The organism is Pseudomonas sp. NyZ201 (genome assembly GCF_049860765.1).
In the GTDB taxonomy this organism is placed as follows: domain Bacteria; phylum Pseudomonadota; class Gammaproteobacteria; order Pseudomonadales; family Pseudomonadaceae; genus Aquipseudomonas; species Aquipseudomonas bharatica.
Window position 1 is genome coordinate 4,395,532 of record NZ_CP187557.1, and the last position, 17,255, is coordinate 4,412,786.

14 protein-coding genes are annotated in these 17,255 nt (G+C 64.3%); 11 read left to right on the plus strand and 3 right to left on the minus strand.

The annotated features are described in order from the left end of the window. Positions 1 to 75 precede the first annotated feature (75 nt). Positions 76 to 516 carry a GlcG/HbpS family heme-binding protein gene (locus ACPFMA_RS19465; RefSeq protein WP_064302564.1) on the minus strand — a complete coding sequence of 147 codons (441 nt, stop codon included), beginning with the start codon at positions 514 to 516 and terminating at the stop codon, positions 76 to 78. 255 nt (positions 517 to 771) lie between these two features. Between ACPFMA_RS19465 and gcl the strand changes: the two genes are divergently transcribed. The 9 genes from gcl to ACPFMA_RS19510 all read left to right on the plus strand — a co-directional run bounded on the left by gcl (position 772) and on the right by ACPFMA_RS19510 (position 12,625). Next, positions 772 to 2,547 (plus strand): glyoxylate carboligase, encoded by a 1,776-nt coding sequence (gene gcl, locus ACPFMA_RS19470; RefSeq protein WP_009397628.1) that lies wholly within the window; start codon positions 772 to 774, stop codon positions 2,545 to 2,547. A gap of 57 nt (positions 2,548 to 2,604) precedes the next feature. Beyond that, a complete protein-coding gene (gene hyi, locus ACPFMA_RS19475) occupies positions 2,605 to 3,387 on the plus strand; it encodes a hydroxypyruvate isomerase (protein ID WP_420058703.1) in 783 nt (260 codons plus the stop codon). A 171-nt stretch (positions 3,388 to 3,558) separates the two neighbouring features. Beyond that, positions 3,559 to 4,452 (plus strand): 2-hydroxy-3-oxopropionate reductase, encoded by an 894-nt coding sequence (locus tag ACPFMA_RS19480; RefSeq protein WP_009397636.1) that lies wholly within the window; start codon positions 3,559 to 3,561, stop codon positions 4,450 to 4,452. Positions 4,453 to 4,615: 163 nt separating this feature from the next. Beyond that, on the plus strand, positions 4,616 to 5,896 hold the full coding sequence (locus ACPFMA_RS19485) for a glycerate kinase type-2 family protein (RefSeq protein WP_425928501.1): 1,281 nt from the start codon (positions 4,616 to 4,618) through the stop codon (positions 5,894 to 5,896). After that, entirely contained in the window at positions 5,886 to 7,301 is a 1,416-nt protein-coding gene (pyk, locus tag ACPFMA_RS19490; protein WP_064302560.1) for a pyruvate kinase, read from the plus strand. Before ACPFMA_RS19485 ends, pyk begins: the two co-directional genes overlap by 11 nt. A gap of 132 nt (positions 7,302 to 7,433) precedes the next feature. Continuing rightward, positions 7,434 to 8,291 carry an urea transporter gene (locus ACPFMA_RS19495; protein WP_425928502.1) on the plus strand — a complete coding sequence of 286 codons (858 nt, stop codon included), beginning with the start codon at positions 7,434 to 7,436 and terminating at the stop codon, positions 8,289 to 8,291. 173 nt (positions 8,292 to 8,464) lie between these two features. Next, entirely contained in the window at positions 8,465 to 9,289 is an 825-nt protein-coding gene (locus ACPFMA_RS19500; protein WP_425928503.1) for an ion transporter, read from the plus strand. Positions 9,290 to 9,385: 96 nt separating this feature from the next. Further along, positions 9,386 to 10,387: a sulfate ABC transporter substrate-binding protein gene (locus ACPFMA_RS19505; protein WP_009397646.1), complete on the plus strand. Its 1,002-nt coding sequence runs from the start codon at positions 9,386 to 9,388 to the stop codon at positions 10,385 to 10,387. A gap of 204 nt (positions 10,388 to 10,591) precedes the next feature. Continuing rightward, positions 10,592 to 12,625, plus strand: a complete 2,034-nt coding sequence (locus tag ACPFMA_RS19510) for a mechanosensitive ion channel family protein (protein WP_420058700.1) — start codon at positions 10,592 to 10,594, stop codon at positions 12,623 to 12,625. A 108-nt stretch (positions 12,626 to 12,733) separates the two neighbouring features. On the opposite strand, the gene ACPFMA_RS19515 is transcribed toward ACPFMA_RS19510, so the two are convergent. Together ACPFMA_RS19515 and ACPFMA_RS19520 are read right to left on the minus strand one after the other, a co-directional pair. After that, a complete protein-coding gene (locus tag ACPFMA_RS19515; protein ID WP_420058699.1) occupies positions 12,734 to 13,651 on the minus strand; it encodes a class I SAM-dependent methyltransferase in 918 nt (305 codons plus the stop codon). 32 nt (positions 13,652 to 13,683) lie between these two features. Then, the gene (locus ACPFMA_RS19520) at positions 13,684 to 14,586 is read right to left on the minus strand and encodes a DMT family transporter (RefSeq protein ID WP_064302555.1); all 903 of its coding nucleotides are present in this window, start codon (positions 14,584 to 14,586) and stop codon (positions 13,684 to 13,686) included. 136 nt (positions 14,587 to 14,722) lie between these two features. On the opposite strand from ACPFMA_RS19520, the gene ACPFMA_RS19525 reads away from it, so the two are divergent. Both ACPFMA_RS19525 and ACPFMA_RS19530 read left to right on the plus strand, forming a co-directional pair. Then, positions 14,723 to 15,160: an Lrp/AsnC family transcriptional regulator gene (locus ACPFMA_RS19525; RefSeq protein WP_009408720.1), complete on the plus strand. Its 438-nt coding sequence runs from the start codon at positions 14,723 to 14,725 to the stop codon at positions 15,158 to 15,160. A gap of 555 nt (positions 15,161 to 15,715) precedes the next feature. Next, positions 15,716 to 17,245 carry an NCS1 family nucleobase:cation symporter-1 gene (locus ACPFMA_RS19530; protein WP_420058698.1) on the plus strand — a complete coding sequence of 510 codons (1,530 nt, stop codon included), beginning with the start codon at positions 15,716 to 15,718 and terminating at the stop codon, positions 17,243 to 17,245. Positions 17,246 to 17,255 lie beyond the last annotated feature (10 nt).

The window sequence follows — 17,255 nt, forward strand, 5'->3', positions numbered from 1 at the left end:
ACAGGGTCTGCGGCGCCGCTAACCCTGTGGGGGCTTGCCAGCGATGGGGCCATCAGTTACAGCACAGGCATCAGATCAAGCCGCAACCCCCGCATCCGCCCGCAGCCCCGCCTCCTCGATCGCACTGATCGCGCACTGTTCGTCGATATCCGACGTATCCCCGCTGATCCCGATCGCGCCCAGCACCACGCCCGCCTCATTGCGGATCAGCACGCCGCCCGGCGCAGGCACCACCGGGCTCTGGCCCAGGCCATTCAACGCGGCAAAGAATGCCGGGCGCTGCTGTGCGTCCAGCGCCAGCAAACGCGAGCCCTTGCCCAGGGCGATAGCTCCCCAGGCCTTGCCCATCGCCACCTGCGGACGCAGCAGGCTGGCGCCATCTTCCCGTTGCAGGGCCAGCAGGTGACCACCGGCGTCCAGCACCACCACGGTCAGCGGCGCGGCGGCGATCTTGCGCCCCGCGGCCAGCGCGCCATTCACCAGGCCGACGGCGACTTTCAAGCTCAATGCGTTCATGAAACGGTCCTCTTGTTGTTATGAAGCCCTGTGGGCAAGTGAAAATTGATAGACCAAATAGAACACAATGGTAAATGTTTTTGTATACAATAATTCGCACGCTGCGACCTTATGCCGCGCCAGGCCCGTTTCTACGGCGTTTCGACGAAAGCACAGGTCACGGACGAAAATGGATTGACCAGAGCCGCGTCCCGTGAATACACTCTGGCGCAAAGCATCTTGTATACAATTACAACATCAATGAGGCACAAAGCCATGAGCAAAATGAGAGCAATCGATGCAGCCGTTCTGGTGATGCGCCGCGAAGGTGTGGAAACCGCGTTTGGCATTCCTGGTGCAGCGATCAACCCGCTGTACTCGGCCCTGAAGAAAGTCGGCGGTATCGATCACGTCCTCGCTCGCCACGTTGAAGGCGCCTCGCACATGGCCGAGGGTTACACCCGTACCAAGGCCGGCAATATCGGCGTGTGCATCGGCACCTCGGGCCCTGCCGGCACCGACATGGTCACCGGCCTGTACAGCGCTTCCGCCGACTCCATCCCGATTCTCTGCATCACCGGCCAGGCCCCGCGTGCCCGCCTGCACAAGGAAGACTTCCAGGCCGTGGACATCACCAGCATCGTCAAGCCGGTGACCAAGTGGGCAACCACCGTCCTGGAGCCGGGCCAGGTGCCTTACGCCTTCCAGAAAGCCTTCTACGAAATGCGTACCGGCCGTCCGGGCCCGGTGCTGATCGACCTGCCGTTCGACGTGCAGATGGCCGAGATCGAGTTCGATATCGATGCCTACGAGCCGCTGCCTGTCACCAGGCCAGCCGCTACCCGCAAGCAAGCGGAAAAAGCCCTGGCCCTGCTCAATGAAGCCGAACGTCCGCTGCTGGTCGCCGGTGGTGGCATCATCAACGCCGACGCCAGCGACAAGCTGGTCGAATTCGCCGAACTGACCGGCGTGCCGGTGGTACCGACCCTGATGGGCTGGGGCACCATCCCCGATGACCACGAGCTGATGGTCGGCATGGTCGGCCTGCAGACCTCGCACCGCTACGGCAACGCCACCCTGCTCAAGTCCGACCTGGTGTTCGGCATCGGCAACCGCTGGGCCAACCGTCACACCGGTTCCGTCGACGTCTACACCGAAGGCCGTACCTTCATCCATGTCGATATCGAACCGACCCAGATCGGACGTGTGTTCACCCCGGACCTGGGCATCGTGTCCGACGCCGGCGCTGCCCTGGACGCCTTCCTCGAAGTGGCCCGCGAGTGGAAAGCCGCCGGCAAGCTGAAGTGCCGCGGCGAATGGCTGAAAGACTGCCAGGCCCGCAAGTCGAGCCTGCAGCGCAAGACCAACTTCGACAACGTGCCGGTCAAGCCACAGCGCGTGTACCAGGAAATGAACGAGGTGTTCGGCAAGGACACCACCTACGTCAGCACCATCGGTCTGTCGCAGATCGCCGGCGCCCAGTTCCTCCACGTCTACAAGCCGCGCCACTGGATCAACTGCGGCCAGGCCGGCCCGCTGGGCTGGACCATCCCGGCGGCCCTGGGCGTGGTCAAGGCCGACCCGAGCCGCAAGGTCGTCGCGCTGTCGGGCGACTATGACTTCCAGTTCATGATCGAAGAACTGGCGGTGGGCGCGCAGTTCAACCTGCCGTACGTCCACGTGCTGGTGAACAACGCCTACCTCGGCCTGATCCGCCAGGCGCAGCGTGGTTTCGAGATGGATTACTGTGTACAACTGGCGTTCGAGAACATCAACGCGCCGGACGTCAACGGCTACGGCGTCGATCACGTGGCCGTGGTCGAAGGCCTGGGTTGCAAGGCCCTGCGCGTGTTCACCCCGTCCGAGATCGCCCCGGCGCTGCTCAAGGCCCAGAAAATGGCCGAGGAGTTCCGCGTTCCGGTGGTGGTCGAGGTGATTCTCGAGCGCGTTACCAACATTTCCATGGGTACCGAAATCAACGCGGTCAACGAGTTCGAAGACCTGGCGCTGGTCGGCAACGACGCGCCAACCGCGATTTCGCTGCTCGACTGATCGTCTGCGAGGCCCCGCCCTTCAGGGTACGGGGCCCAACCCAGCAAGGAGACCACCATGCCACGCTTTGCCGCCAACCTGTCCATGCTGTTCACCGAACAGGACTTCCTGGCCCGCTTCAAGGCTGCTGCCGACGCCGGCTTCAGCGGTGTCGAGTACCTTTTCCCGTACGACTACGCCGCCACCGAGATCAAGCAGCAGCTCGACGCCCATGGCCTGACCCAGGTGCTGTTCAACCTGCCGGCCGGCGACTGGGCCAAGGGTGACCGCGGCATCGCCTGCGACCCGGCGCGGGTCGAGGAATTCCGCAGCGGTGTCGACCTGGCCATCGCCTACGCCCAGGTGCTGGGCAATACCCAGGTCAACTGCCTGGCCGGGATTCGTCCACAGGGCCCGGACTGCGCCACCGTGCGCAAGACCTTCGTCGACAACCTGCGTTTCGCCGCCGACAAGCTCAAGGCTGCCGGGATCAAGCTGGTCATGGAAATGATCAACACCCGCGACATCCCGGGCTTCTACCTGAACACCACCCAGCAAGCGCTGGAGATCCAGGCCGAAGTGGGCAGCGACAACCTGTTCCTGCAGTACGACATCTACCACATGCAGATCATGGAAGGTGACCTGGCGCGTACCGTGGAAAGCAACCTGGCGAAGATCAACCACATCCAGCTGGCCGACAACCCGGGCCGTCACGAACCGGGCACCGGCGAGATCAACTACCGCTTCCTGTTCGAGCACCTGGACCGCATCGGCTACCAGGGCTGGGTGGGCGCGGAGTACAAGCCCAGGACCACCACTGAAGAAGGTCTGGGCTGGTTGAAGACTCATAACGCGATCTGAGATCCCGTCTCGCCGGAACGGCTGGACACCGAACCTGTGGGAGCGGGTTCACCCGCGATGACGGCAGTGAAGCCACCATCGCAATCGTGGCGGTTCGGCGCTCCGATAAACCCGCTCCCACAGGGTCCGGCGGCGCTTTCGAGACCCAATAAATAAAAGAGGCACATTCTCATGGCTAAAATCGGATTCATCGGCACCGGCATCATGGGCCGCCCAATGGCGCAGAACCTGCAGAAGGCGGGTCACAGCCTGTTCGTTTCCACCCACCACGACGCCGCTCCGGCCGACCTGATCGCCGCTGGCGCCGTGGCCCTGGCCAATCCGAAGGAAGTGGCCCAGGAAGCCGAATTCATCATCGTCATGGTCCCCGACACCCCGCAGGTGGAAAGCGTCCTGTTCGGTGAAAACGGCGTCGCCGAAGGCGTCGGCCCGAACAAGATCGTGATCGACATGAGCTCGATCTCCCCCACCGCCACCAAGGCCTTCGCCGAGAAGATCAAGGCCACCGGCGCCGCCTACCTGGACGCCCCGGTGTCCGGCGGCGAAGTCGGGGCCAAGGCCGCGACCCTGAGCATCATGGTCGGTGGCTGCCCGAAAGCCTTCGAGCGCACCCTGCCGCTGTTCCAGGCCATGGGCAAGAACATCACCCGCGTCGGCGGCAACGGTGACGGCCAGACCGCCAAGGTCGCCAACCAGATCATCGTCGCCCTGAACATCCAGGCCGTCGCCGAGGCCCTGCTGTTCGCCGCGAAGAATGGCGCCGATCCGGCCAAGGTCCGCGAAGCACTGATGGGCGGCTTCGCCTCGTCGAAGATCCTCGAAGTGCACGGCGAGCGCATGATCAAGGGCACCTTCGATCCGGGCTTCCGCATCAGCCTGCACCAGAAGGACCTGAACCTGGCCCTGCAAGGCGCCAAGGAGCTGAACATCAACCTGCCCAACACCTCCAACGCCCAGCAGGTGTTCAGCACTTGCGCGGCCATCGGTGGTGCCAACTGGGACCACTCGGCGCTGATCAAGGGCCTGGAACACATGGCCAACTTCTCGATCCGCGACGACAAATAAGCAACACCTGCCAGCCCGCGGATCGAAGGGACCGCGCATCGTTTCCTTCAGCCCCTGAGGCTGGCAGTTGCACTAGAGCAACACCGCCCCTGGTTCAGCCTGCACGGAGGCCGTTCCAGGGGCGTTTTTGATTCTGCAGAACAATAAGATTTGGAGGCCTGAGATGTCGGTCGATCCGCAACACTTTCTCCGCGACCTGTTCGCCACGGCCATCGACGCCGCGCACCCGCGTCAGGTGCTTGAAGCCCATCTGCCTGCCGACCGCAGTGGTCGGGTGATCGTCATCGGCGCCGGCAAGGCCGCCGCCGCCATGGCCGAAGTGGTCGAGCGCGCCTGGCAGGGCGAGGTCCGCGGTCTCGTAGTGACCCGCTACGGCCACGGCGCCAGCTGCTCGAAAATCGAAGTGGTGGAAGCCGCCCACCCCGTCCCCGACGCCGCCGGCCTGGCCGTGGCCAGGCGCGTGCTGGACATGGTCAGCGACCTGAGCGCCGACGACCGAGTGATCTTCCTGCTCTCCGGCGGTGGCTCCGCCTTGCTGGCCCTGCCCGCCGAAGGCCTGACCCTGGCCGACAAGCAGCAGATCAACAAGGCCCTGCTCAAGTCCGGCGCCACCATCGGCGAGATGAACTGCGTACGCAAGCACCTCTCGGCGATCAAGGGCGGCCGCCTGGCCAAGGCCTGCTGGCCGGCCACCGTGTACACCTATGCGATTTCCGACGTGCCTGGCGACCTGGCCACGGTCATCGCTTCCGGCCCGACCGTGGCCGACCCGAGCACCTCGGCCGATGCCCTGGCGATCCTCAAGCGCTACAACATCGAAGCGCCGAAAGCCGTCATCGACTGGCTCAACAACCCCGCTTCGGAGACCGTCAAGGCCGACGACCCGGCCCTGGCCCGCAGCCATTTCCAGTTGATCGCCCGGCCCCAGCAGTCGCTGGAAGCCGCTGCGGTGAAAGCCCGCCAGGCCGGCTTCAGCCCGCTGATCCTCGGCGACCTGGAAGGTGAATCGCGGGAAGTGGCCAAGGTCCATGCCGGCATCGCCCGCCAGGTGGTCCTGCATGGCCAGCCACTGGCCGCGCCCTGCGTGATCCTTTCCGGTGGTGAAACCACCGTGACCGTGCGCGGCAACGGCCGTGGCGGGCGCAACGCGGAATTCCTCCTCAGCCTGACCGAAAGCCTCAAGGGCCTGCCGGGCGTGTACGCCATCGCCGGCGACACCGACGGCATCGATGGCTCGGAGGACAACGCCGGCGCCATCATGACCCCGGACAGCTACGCCCGCGCCGCCGCCCTGGGCCTGTCGGCCACCGACGAGTTGGACAACAACAATGGCTACGGCTACTTCGCCGCGCTCGGCGCGCTGATCGTCACCGAGCCGACCCGCACCAACGTCAACGATTTCCGCGCCATCCTCATTCTTGAGACTGCCCACCATGACGCCTGACAAGAAAGTCAAAATCCTCGCCACCCTCGGCCCCGCGACCAAGGGCATCGACGATGTCCGCCAGCTGGTGGAAGCCGGGGTGAACATCTTCCGCCTCAACTTCAGCCACGGCGAGCATGCCGACCACGCCATGCGCTACCAGTGGATCCGCGAAGTCGAGGCCCAGTTGAACTACCCGCTGGGCATCCTCATGGACCTGCAAGGGCCGAAGCTGCGCGTCGGCCGCCTGGCCGAAGGCAAGGCCATGCTCAAGCGTGGCCAGGCCCTGCGCCTGGACCTCGACCCGACCCCGGGCGACGCCACGCGGGTCAACCTGCCGCACCCGGAGATCATCGCCGCACTGGAACCGGGCATGGACCTGCTGGTGGATGACGGTCGCCTGCGCCTGCGAGTGACCGCCAAGCATGCCGACGCCATCGACACCGAGGTGCTCAACGGTGGCGAGCTGTCCGATCGCAAGGGCGTGAACGTACCGCAGGCCGTGCTCGACCTCAGCCCGCTGACCGCCAAGGACCGCCGCGACCTGGCCTTCGGCCTGGAACTGGGCGTTGACTGGGTGGCGCTGTCGTTCGTCCAGCGTCCCGAAGACATCGCCGAAGCCCGCGAGCTGATCGGTGACCGTGCGTTCCTGATGGCCAAGATCGAGAAGCCATCGGCCGTCACCCAACTGCGCGAGATCGCCGAGCTGAGCGACGCGATCATGGTCGCCCGTGGCGACCTGGGCGTGGAAGTGCCGGCCGAGGCCGTACCGCAGATCCAGAAGAACATCATCGCTACCTGCCGCCAACTGGGTCGGCCGGTTGTCGTAGCGACACAGATGCTGGAGTCGATGCGCTTCTCCCCTGCCCCGACCCGCGCCGAGGTGACCGACGTCGCCAACGCCGTGGCCGAAGGCGCCGATGCGGTCATGCTGTCGGCGGAAACCGCCTCCGGCGACTACCCGCTGGAAGCGGTGCAGATGATGAGCAAGATCATTCGCCAGGTCGAAGCAGGCCCGGATTACCAGACCCAGCTCGACGTCGGCCGGCCGAAGGCCGAGGCGACCGTCTCCGATGCCATCAGCTGCGCGATCCGCCGCATCAGCGGGATCCTGCCGGTGGCAGTGCTGGTCAACTACAGCGAGTCGGGCAACTCGACCCTGCGCGCCTCCCGCGAGCGGCCACGGGCACCGATCCTCAACCTGACTCCAAACCTGGGCACCGCGCGGCGCCTGAGCGTGGTGTGGGGTGTGCACTCGGTGGTCAACGACCGCCTGCGCCAGGTCGATGAGGTTTGCTCCACCGCGCTGGAAATCGCCCAGGCCCAGGGCATGGCCAACCGTGGCGACACCCTGCTGATCACGGCCGGCGTGCCTTTTGGCCAGCCGGGATCGACTAACTCGCTGCGTATCGAAACACTGCTTTGACGTCTTCGCGAGGCAGGTTGGCGGCCACCGATTCATCCGCGTGAATCCGTGATCGCCGGCCTGCTTCGCGATCAATAACCGTGGGACAAGACCCGCCCAAAGAGGCGACCCGCTTAATCCAGACCTACTGCCATGTACACGAAAAACCTAGTCAATCCGTGCCCGGATTGGGCCACCGCGTTGCTCAACGGCTTCAGCCAGGTGCTGCTGCAGCGTAATCCGCTGTGCGGCCTGTGTTGCCTGCTGGCCATTCTTCTCACCGCGCCCCACCTGCTCGGCGGCGCACTGCTGGGCGCCCTCGCCGGCCTGCTCACTGCCCAGCGGCGCGGCTACAACCGCGCCGATCGCCAGGCCGGGCTGTACAGCTACAACGGCGTGCTGATCGGCCTGCTGTTCAGCTACCTGCTGCCCTGGTCGCCGCTCCTCCTGCCGCTGATCATCGCCGTCGCCGGGCTGAGCAGCATGCTGGTGCATCAATGGCTCAAGCGTGGCGGGTCGGTGCTGTTGCCGGCCTACACCCTGCCCTTCGTGCTGGCCGGCTGGGCGCTGTTGCTGATCACCGAACCGACGGCGCAGGCCAGCGGGCCGGTGCAGGCCAACCCGCTGGATGCCCTCGCCCGGGGACTGGGGCAGATCTTCCTGCTCGACCAGCCGCTGGCCGGGCTGCTGATCGCCCTGGGGCTGCTGCTAGCGGACCGCTATGCGGCGGCCTGGGCCTTCGTCGGCGCAGCGATCGGCGGCAGTGTTGCGCTGATCGGCGGGGAAGCCACGGCCGCGTACCTGGGGCTGTACGGCTTCAATGCAGCGCTGGCGGCCCTGGCCTTCAGCGGCACGCGCTCGCAGCCGTGGAAACCCTTGCTGGCGATCGTCCTGGCGATCGCGGTGCAGCCGCTGTTCAACCTGCTGCCGATCCCGGGGCTGACCGCACCGTTCATCGTGGCGTGCTGGATGGTGCGGCTGGGCGTGCAAAACCGCTATATCCAAGGCTGACGCAATGCCCCGTGGGAGCGGGGTCACCCGCGATTGCGATAGTGGACTCACCATCGTAATCGCGGGTAAACCCGCTCCCACAGGGTCCGCTGTCGTCTTTGCCGACTTGCATAGTTCCCGGAACCCACCCTAGGCTTCCCAGCATCACCCCCGCTCTTGGAACCACCACCTTTATGAACACCCCCCAGAGCCTGCGCCAGCGGCTCTTCGTCATCGTCTTCCAGACCGACACCGTTGCCGGACGCCGCTTCGACACCATCCTGCTGCTGATCATCCTGGCCAGCCTGGTTACCGTGATCCTCGACAGCATCGACGAAGTCCACCAGGGCTACGCCGGCCTGCTCGCCGCCATCGAGTGGGGCTTCACCGCCGTCTTCCTGGTCGAGTACCTGCTGCGCCTGTACTGCTCGCCCAGGCCCCTGCGCTACGCCTTCAGCTTCTATGGCCTGGTCGACCTGCTGGCGATCGTGCCCGGGATCATCGCCCTGTACTACAGCGACGCCCAGTACCTGCTGATCGTCCGGGTCATCCGCATGCTGCGGATTTTCCGCGTGCTCAAGCTCAGCCCCTACCTGAAACAGGCCCACTACCTGCTCGACGCCCTGCGCGGCAGCAAGCAGAAGATCATCGTGTTCCTGGTCAGCGTCTCGACCCTGGTCACGGTGTTCGGCACCCTGATGTATGTGGTCGAGGGTCCGGAACACGGTTTCACCAGCATTCCCAAGGGCATCTACTGGGCCATCGTGACCCTCACCACCGTGGGCTTCGGCGATATCGTGCCCAAGACGCCGCTGGGCCAGGTGATCTCGTCGATGGTGATGATCACCGGTTACTCGATCATCGCCGTGCCTACGGGTATCTTTACTGCCGAACTGGCCAATGCCATGCGCGGCGAGCAACTGCGCCACGATTGCCCGGTGTGCCGCAAGAACAGCCATGAACACGGCGCCGCCTTCTGCTCGCGCTGTGGCAACGCGCTGTTCCGGAAGGTGGAATAAGCAAAGTCGTTTTTAATCTTTTTGTGCCTAAGGGCCATTGGCTATAGTCGCTGGCACAATGCTGTTATCCCAACCAACTCCAACAAGGAATGCACAGTGAAAAAACTCTTTGGCGCCTCGCTCCTCGCCGCGAGCCTGGTCGTGGGCGGCCTCGCCCAGGCCGCTCCCGCACCGCTGCTGAACGTCTCCTACGACGTGATGCGCGACTTCTACAAGGACTACAACCTTGCCTTCCAGAAGCACTGGGAAGCCGAGCACAAAGAGAAGATCAACATCCAGATGTCCTTCGGCGGCTCCAGCAAGCAGGCGCGCTCGGTGATCGACGGCCTGCCGGCGGATGTCATTACCATGAACATGGCCACCGACATCAATGCCCTGGCCGACAACGGCCAATTGGTCCCGGACAACTGGGTCACCCGCCTGCCGAACAACAGCGCGCCCTTCACCTCGGCCACGGTGTTCATCGTGCGCAAGGGCAACCCCAAGGCCCTGAAGGACTGGCCGGACCTGCTCAAGGACGGCGTGCAGGTGATCGTGCCGAACCCGAAGACCTCGGGTAACGGCCGCTACACCTACCTGTCGGCCTGGGGCTACGTGCTCAAGACCGGCGGCGACGAAGCCAAGGCCAAGGACTTCGTCGGCAAGCTGTTCAAGCAGGCGCCGGTGCTCGATACCGGTGGCCGCGCCGCTACTACCACCTTCATGACCAACCAGATCGGCGACGTGCTGGTGACCTTCGAGAACGAAGCGGAAATGATCGCCCGGGAATTCGGCCGCGATCAGTTCGAGGTGATCTACCCGAGCGTCTCCGCCGAGGCCGAGCCGCCGGTGAGCGTGGTGGACAAGGTGGTCGACAAGAAAGGCAGCCGGGCGACCGCCGAGGAATACCTGAAGTACCTGTGGTCGCCTGAAGCCCAGGAAATCGCCGCCAGCAACTACCTGCGTCCGCGGGACGAGAAGGTCCTGGCCAAGTACACCGACCGCTTCCCGAAAGTGCAATTCCTCTCGGTGGAGAAGACCTTCGGCGACTGGCGCACCGTGCAGAAGACCCACTTCAATGATGGTGGGATCTTCGACCAGATCTATAGCGGCAAGTAAGCCCCGGCCTCGGGGTCTGACCCCAGGGCCTCATCGCCGGCAACGCCGGCTCCCACAAGGTTCAGCGGAGCACACGAACCTGTGGGAGCCGGCGTTGCCGGCGAAAGGGCCGCGAAGCGGCCTCAAAATCCCGAATCCAGCTCAGCAATCCCCGCCCGATCATTGTCTACCCTTTCCGTCACCCCACGGCTGAAGGAGTATCCCGTGATCCGCCCCCTGCTCACCGTTCTCTTCTGTACCCTGCTGAGCCTGCAGGCGCTGGCCGGCCCCCTGGCGGCCGTCACCGAGGAACAACCGGCCAAGGAACCGGAACCGGTCGTCCAGGGCGGTCTGCTCGGCACCCTCGCCAGCGGCCTCGACGATGTTTCCCAGGAACTGGACATCGATCACCACCTGCTCGACAACTGGCGGCTGCGCACCGACCGGGCGGCAAAGGAGGTCAACCAATTGGTCGACCGCCACGATGCCGACGACCTGATGGCGATGACCTGGGATTTCCTCATCCTCAGCGCCAGCTGGGCCGCGACCTTCGCCCTGCTGTGCTACCTCGGCCGTCTGGCCGCCCGCGCCAGCCAGCGTACCCGCCTGCTGCGCAGCCATCCGCGGCCGCAAAAGCTGCTGGCCTACCTGCTGCCCTACACCCTGCCGGCCATCGTCAGCCTGCCTGCGGCGCTGTTCGTCAGCCGTCAGCTCGATCCGTCGGTGGGCCGCGCGCTGGGCATGAGCCTGGCCTACGCCACCAGCAGCGGGATCTTCTCCACCACCCTGATCCTGTGCCTGATTACCCTGTTCGATGTCGGCCACAAGCGCACAGCGGTGCAGATCATCCGTGAGGCAGCGCCGCGGCCGCTGTTCCTGATCGGCTTCCTCGCCGCCTGGAGCGACGCCCTGACCAGCCCGCAGATTTCCCGCCAACTGGGCGGCAACCTGACCAGCAGCATCGCGGTGGTCACCGGCCTGCTGGCGACCCTGATCTTCGCCGTGGTGGTGTTGCGCTCGCGTCGTCCGATGGCGCACCTGATCCGCAACCGCAGCCTCAAGGACCGCCTGCAGCACCGCGCCGTGCAGGAAACCCTGCGGATCTTCTCGGCCATCTGGTACCTGCCGATCCTGATGATGATCCTGGTCTCGGGGATCAACCTGATCGGCGCCGGCGAGGAAAGCCAGCGCGCCCTGCAGAAGGCGTTGCTGACCACCGTGCTGCTGATCGGCACGGTATTCCTCAGCATCACCCTGCAGCACTTTCTCAACCCGCCGCGCAATCCGGAACAGCGCCTGCGTCCCTACAAGGAGCTGCTCTACAGCCTGGCCCATGCCCTGCTGCGCGTCGCCATGGCAGTAGCCTTTATCGAATTGCTCGGACGCATCTGGGGTTTCTCGGTGCTGGACTTTGCCCTGCGCAACAGCTTCGGCCGGGCGATCAGCGATTCGCTGAGCAGCATCGGCCTGATCCTGCTGGTGACCTGGCTGCTCTGGGTAGTGATCGACACGGCCATCCAGGAAGCGTTGAAGCCGACCCCGGGGCGGCGCAATACCCGCCAGCCCAGCACCCGCACGCGGACTATCCTGCCGATGCTGCGCAACGCCACCAAGGTGGTGCTGGTGGTGATCTGCACCATCACCACCATGGCCAACCTGGGGATCAACGTCGCGCCGTTCCTCGCCGGCGCCGGGGTAGTCGGCCTGGCCATCGGCTTCGGCTCGCAGCAATTGGTGCAGGATGTCATCACCGGCTTGTTCATCCTGATCGAGGACACCATCGCCATCGGCGACTGGGTGGTGCTCGACTCCGGGCATGCCGGCACCGTGGAAAGCCTGACCATCCGCACCCTGCGCCTGCGCGACGGCAAGGGCTTCGTGCACTCGGTACCGTTCGGGCAGATCAAGGCGGTCACCAACCAGTCGCGGCAGTTCGCCTATGCCTTCTTCTCGGTGCAGTTCAGCTATGACTCGGACGTGGACGTGGCGTTGAAGCTGATCCGCGAGGCGGGGCAGTCGATCAGCGAGGATCCGATCCTGCGCCACAACCTGCAGGGGCCGCTGCAGGTATTCGGCGTAGACAGCATGAACCTCAACGGGATGACCCTGACCGCACAATTCAGGACCACGTCGGGTGGGCAGTATGCGGTGAACCGGGCGTTCAACGAGCGGTTGAAGAAGCTGGTGGATCAAACCGATGAGGTGAGCTTCGCACAGTACAATCCGCTGCCGCAGAGAGTCGGAGATACCAGCGTCTGACTGAACGCGGACCCTGTGGGAGCGGGTTTACCCGCGATTGCGGTAGTGCGGCCACCATCGCAATCGCGGGTGAACCCGCTCCCACAGAGTCCGCGCTGAGTCCGCAAGTTATGCGATCTGTCGGAAAACCAAAGCCTTGAGCCCCCCGGCCACATCCACATCCGCAAACTCCGGCGGGTTTTCCAGGCGCTCGATGAACGTCAGGCCCGGCGCCTGCTCCGCCATGCCCTGGATCAGGAACTCCGGCCCGATCCCCGGATCGTTGACGCAGGCCAGTACCGTGCCGCCCTCGCTGAGCAGCTCCGGCAAGCGGCGCAGGATCTTCGCGTAGTCCTGGGTCAGGGCAAAGCTGCCCTTCTGGAAGCTCGGCGGGTCGATGATGATCAGGTCATAAGGCGCCGACTTGCGCACCTTGCCCCACGACTTGAACAACTCGTGCCCAAGAAACCCGACGCGGCCCAGGTCATGCCCGTTCAGCCGGTGATTATCACGCCCGCGGGACAGCGCGGCCTTCGACATGTCGAGGTTGACCACCTGCTGCGCCCCACCGGCAATCGCTGCCACCGAGAAGCCGCAGGTATAGGCGAACAGGTTGAGCACCCGCTTGTCCGCCGCGTGCTCGCGTACCCAGCGCCGGCCATAGCGCATATCGAGGAACAGGCCGTTGTTCTGTTTCAGGCCGAGGTCGAGCTGGTAGCGCAGCCCGTCCTCGTCGATGACCTTGTGCGTGCAGGGCTCGCCCAGCAGCCAGTAGCCCGGGCTGTCCGGCAGGTAGCGATGCTGGATCAGCACCGCCATGTCGCCCGTCGCCAACACGCGCAGCATGTCTTGCAGCGCCTCGAGCTGCCCCTCGGGCGGCTCGCGGAACAGCGCCACCAGCAGCACACCCTGCAGCCAATCCACGGTGATCTGCTCCAGTCCCGGCCAGCAACGCCCGCGACCGTGGAACAGCCGCCGGGTTTCACTCGGCGGCGGGTTCAGGGCGGTACGCAGGTGTTGATGCAGGGTGTCGATGGCAGCGGTCATGGCAGGTGTTCAGCAGGCTAAAGCGGCGCATTCTACGCCTTTGCGCTGCTGGCGCGGGCGGCGGATTTGAACCACCAGCCGCGCTGCATGCCGGCGGCCGCCAGCAGGATCGCCGACACACCCAGCCATTGCAGGGGTTCCAGGCGATGACCGAAAGCCACCCAGTCCACCAGGATCGCCGCGATGGGGTAGATGAACGACAGCGCGCCGGTCAGCGCCGTCGGCAGTTTCTGGATCGCCCCGTAGAGCAGCACGTACATCACGCCGGTGTGCACGATGCCCAGGGTGACCAGGCTGCCCAGCTCACCCGGAACCGTGGGCAGGCCACCGATATTGGCGAACGGCGCCAGCATGAGCACACCGGTGCTGACCTGGATCAGCGCGATCAGGTGCGGCGGCGTCCCGCTCAGGCGCTTGATGATCAGTGCCGCCACCGCATACAGAAACGCCGCGCCCAGGGCCAGGACGATGCCCAGCAGGTACTGGTCGCCGCTCTCGCCCTGGCTGCCATGGGCACTGACGATAGCCAGCATCCCGGCGAAGGACACACCGAGCCAGAACAGCTTGGGCAGGGTGATCTTCTCGCCGAGGAACAGCGCCGCCAGCCCCACCAGCATGAACGGCTGGACGTTGTACACCGCCGTTCCGATGGCGATGGACGCCCGCGAGTAGGAAGCGAACAACAGCACCCAGTTACCAACGATGGCCACGCCGCTGAGCACGGCCAGGGCGAAGGTCATGCGGGTCAGGATGCCCGGGCGCAGGAAACCCATGGCCGCGCAGATTGCCAGCAAGGTGACGGCACCGAACAGGCAGCGCCAGAACACAACGTCCAGCACCGGCTGCCCCGATACCAGGACGAACCAGCCGATGGTGCCGGAGATCAGCATGGCGCCGATCATTTCAAGGGAACCGCGACGTATCGAATTGTCCATGTCACACCTCCGAGAACTTTGTGACAAAGTATGCCGAGGGTGCTCCAGGCCGATCCAGTGGATAAATTAGGCCGGAATCCGCGCCTGCCTTTTTTATTTAGGCCATTCGCCTGATTCGCCTGACAGGAGCTTTTTCATGACCGATGCCATCGACCAGTTGCTGCTCAATGCCTTGATGGAAGATTCGCGGCGCTCGCTCAAGGCGCTGGCCAGCCTGACCGGACTGTCCTCGCCCAGCGTCAGCGAACGCCTGCGCCGCCTGGAGGAACGCGGGGTACTCAAGGGCTACACGGTGGAAGTGGACGCCCGCAGCTTCGGCTACCAGTTGCAGGCCATCGTGCGCATCCGCCCGTTGCCGGGGCAGTTACACGAGGTGGAACGGCAGATCATCGCCATTCCCGAATTCACCGAGTGCGACAAGGTCACCGGGGACGACTGCTTTATCGCGCGCCTGCATGTGCGCTCGATGGAACAACTGGACACCTTGCTGGACAAGCTCAACAGCCATGCCGAGACGAGTACGGCAATCGTCAAGAAGACCCCGGTGAAGCGGCGGTTGCCGCCGATGGATTGAGATTTGGAAGCTGGACGCGGACCCTGTGGGAGCGGGTTTACCCGCGATTGCGATGGTGGGAGCGCTACCGCAATCGCGGGTAAACCCGCTCCCACAGGGTCCGCGCCAGCATTCACCATTGTGTCCAATACAATATCCATATGAACAAGAAGTGTACACAAGCATGTAACCGAAAGTGCCTTTTTTGTGTGCAATCACCTCAACTGGCGCCCCATAGGGTTACATCGCTCCGCTCTAATAAGTTGACCAATTAATCAGAATTCTACTAACCAAAAAAATAAAACCTGTTTAATCGGTCAATTTATAAATTCAAATTTTCAGTAACTTATAAAAAATCCTAGAAACTTCAAAAATATAACGGCTCTTCCCTGCGACTTCCCGTGGCATGGATCTGGCTTTAGTGCATTCGTGCTTTGTATACAACTCAGCACGATCAAGAGCACACCCCAGATCCGCCCACCTGCCGTCGCCGGGTAGCGGAATGCCCCTAACCAATTGGTTCTCGTGGTTCACGACCAGGCGTCCCCACGCCACGAGTATCAGGAGCACGCCGGAATGAGCATGAGTCTCTACGACAAGACAGAACTGGACTTTTCCTCGTCTACCCCCGAACCGACGACGCACCCGCAACACCCCGTGACCCTGAGCCCGCGCCTGCACAACCACGACCTCGCCCCGACCAAGGCCGAGGGCCGCCGCTGGGGGCGCTACAGCATCTTTGCCCTGTGGACCAACGACGTGCACAACATCGCCAACTACTCCTTCGCCATGGGGCTCTACGCCATGGGCCTGGGCGGCTGGCAGATCCTCCTGTCGCTGGGGATAGGCGCGGCGCTGGTGTACTTCTTCATGAACCTGTCCGGCTACATGGGCCAGAAGACCGGGGTACCCTTCCCGGTGATGAGCCGGATCGCCTTCGGCATCCATGGCGCACAGATCCCGGCGCTGATCCGCGCGGTGATTGCCATCGCCTGGTTCGGCATCCAGACCTACCTGGCCTCGGTGGTCCTGCGCGTGCTCCTTAGCGCCATCGCCCCTGGCCTTGCGGCCTACGACCAGGACTCGATCCTCGGCCTGTCGAGCCTCGGCTGGGTGTGCTTCGTTGCCATCTGGCTGGTGCAGCTGGTGATCCTGGCCTACGGCATGGAAATGGTGCGACGCTACGAGGCCTTCGCCGGCCCGGTGATCCTGCTCACCGTGACCTGCCTGGCGGCGTGGATGTACATCCAGGCGGGCTTCGAGATCGCCTGGTCGGTGCGCGAACCGCTGACCGGCGCAGCCATGTGGCACAACATCCTGGCCGGCGGCGCGCTGTGGCTGGCGATCTACGGCACGCTGGTGCTGAATTTCTGCGACTTCGCCCGTTCCTCGCCGTGCCGCAAGACCATCCGTTCGGGCAACTTCTGGGGCCTGCCGGTGAATATCCTGGCCTTCGCGGTGATCACCGTGCTGCTGTGCGGCGCGCAGTTCAAGATCAACGGCCAGATCATCGACAGCCCGACCCAGATCATCGCCAGCATCCCCAATACGTTCTTCCTCGTGCTCGGCTGCCTGGCCTTCCTGATCGTCACCGTGGCGGTGAACATCATGGCCAACTTCGTCGCCCCGGCCTTCGTCCTCAGCAACCTGGCGCCGCGCCTGCTCAACTTCCGCCGCGCCGGCCTGATCAGCGCCACCCTCGCCGTGCTGATCCTGCCGTGGAACCTCTACAACAGTCCGCTGGTGATCATGTACTTCCTGTCCGGCCTCGGCGCCCTGCTCGGCCCGCTGTACGGGGTGATCATGGTCGATTACTGGCTGTTGCGCCGTGGCCGCATCAACGTGCCCGAGCTGTACAGCGAAGACCCCAAGGCCGCCTACCACTACCGTCGCGGGGTCAATCCCCGTGCCCTGGTCGCCTTCGTGCCGGCGGCGCTGCTGGCGATCGTCCTGGCCCTGGTGCCCAACTTCGAAACCATCGCGCCTTTCTCCTGGATGATCGGTGCCGGTATCGCCGGCCTGCTCTACCTGCTGTGCGCGCCGCGCAACCAGCAATACCTGGACGTGAGCGGCGAATCCATCGCCGTCGACAGCGCCAGCCACTGATTGCCTCTTG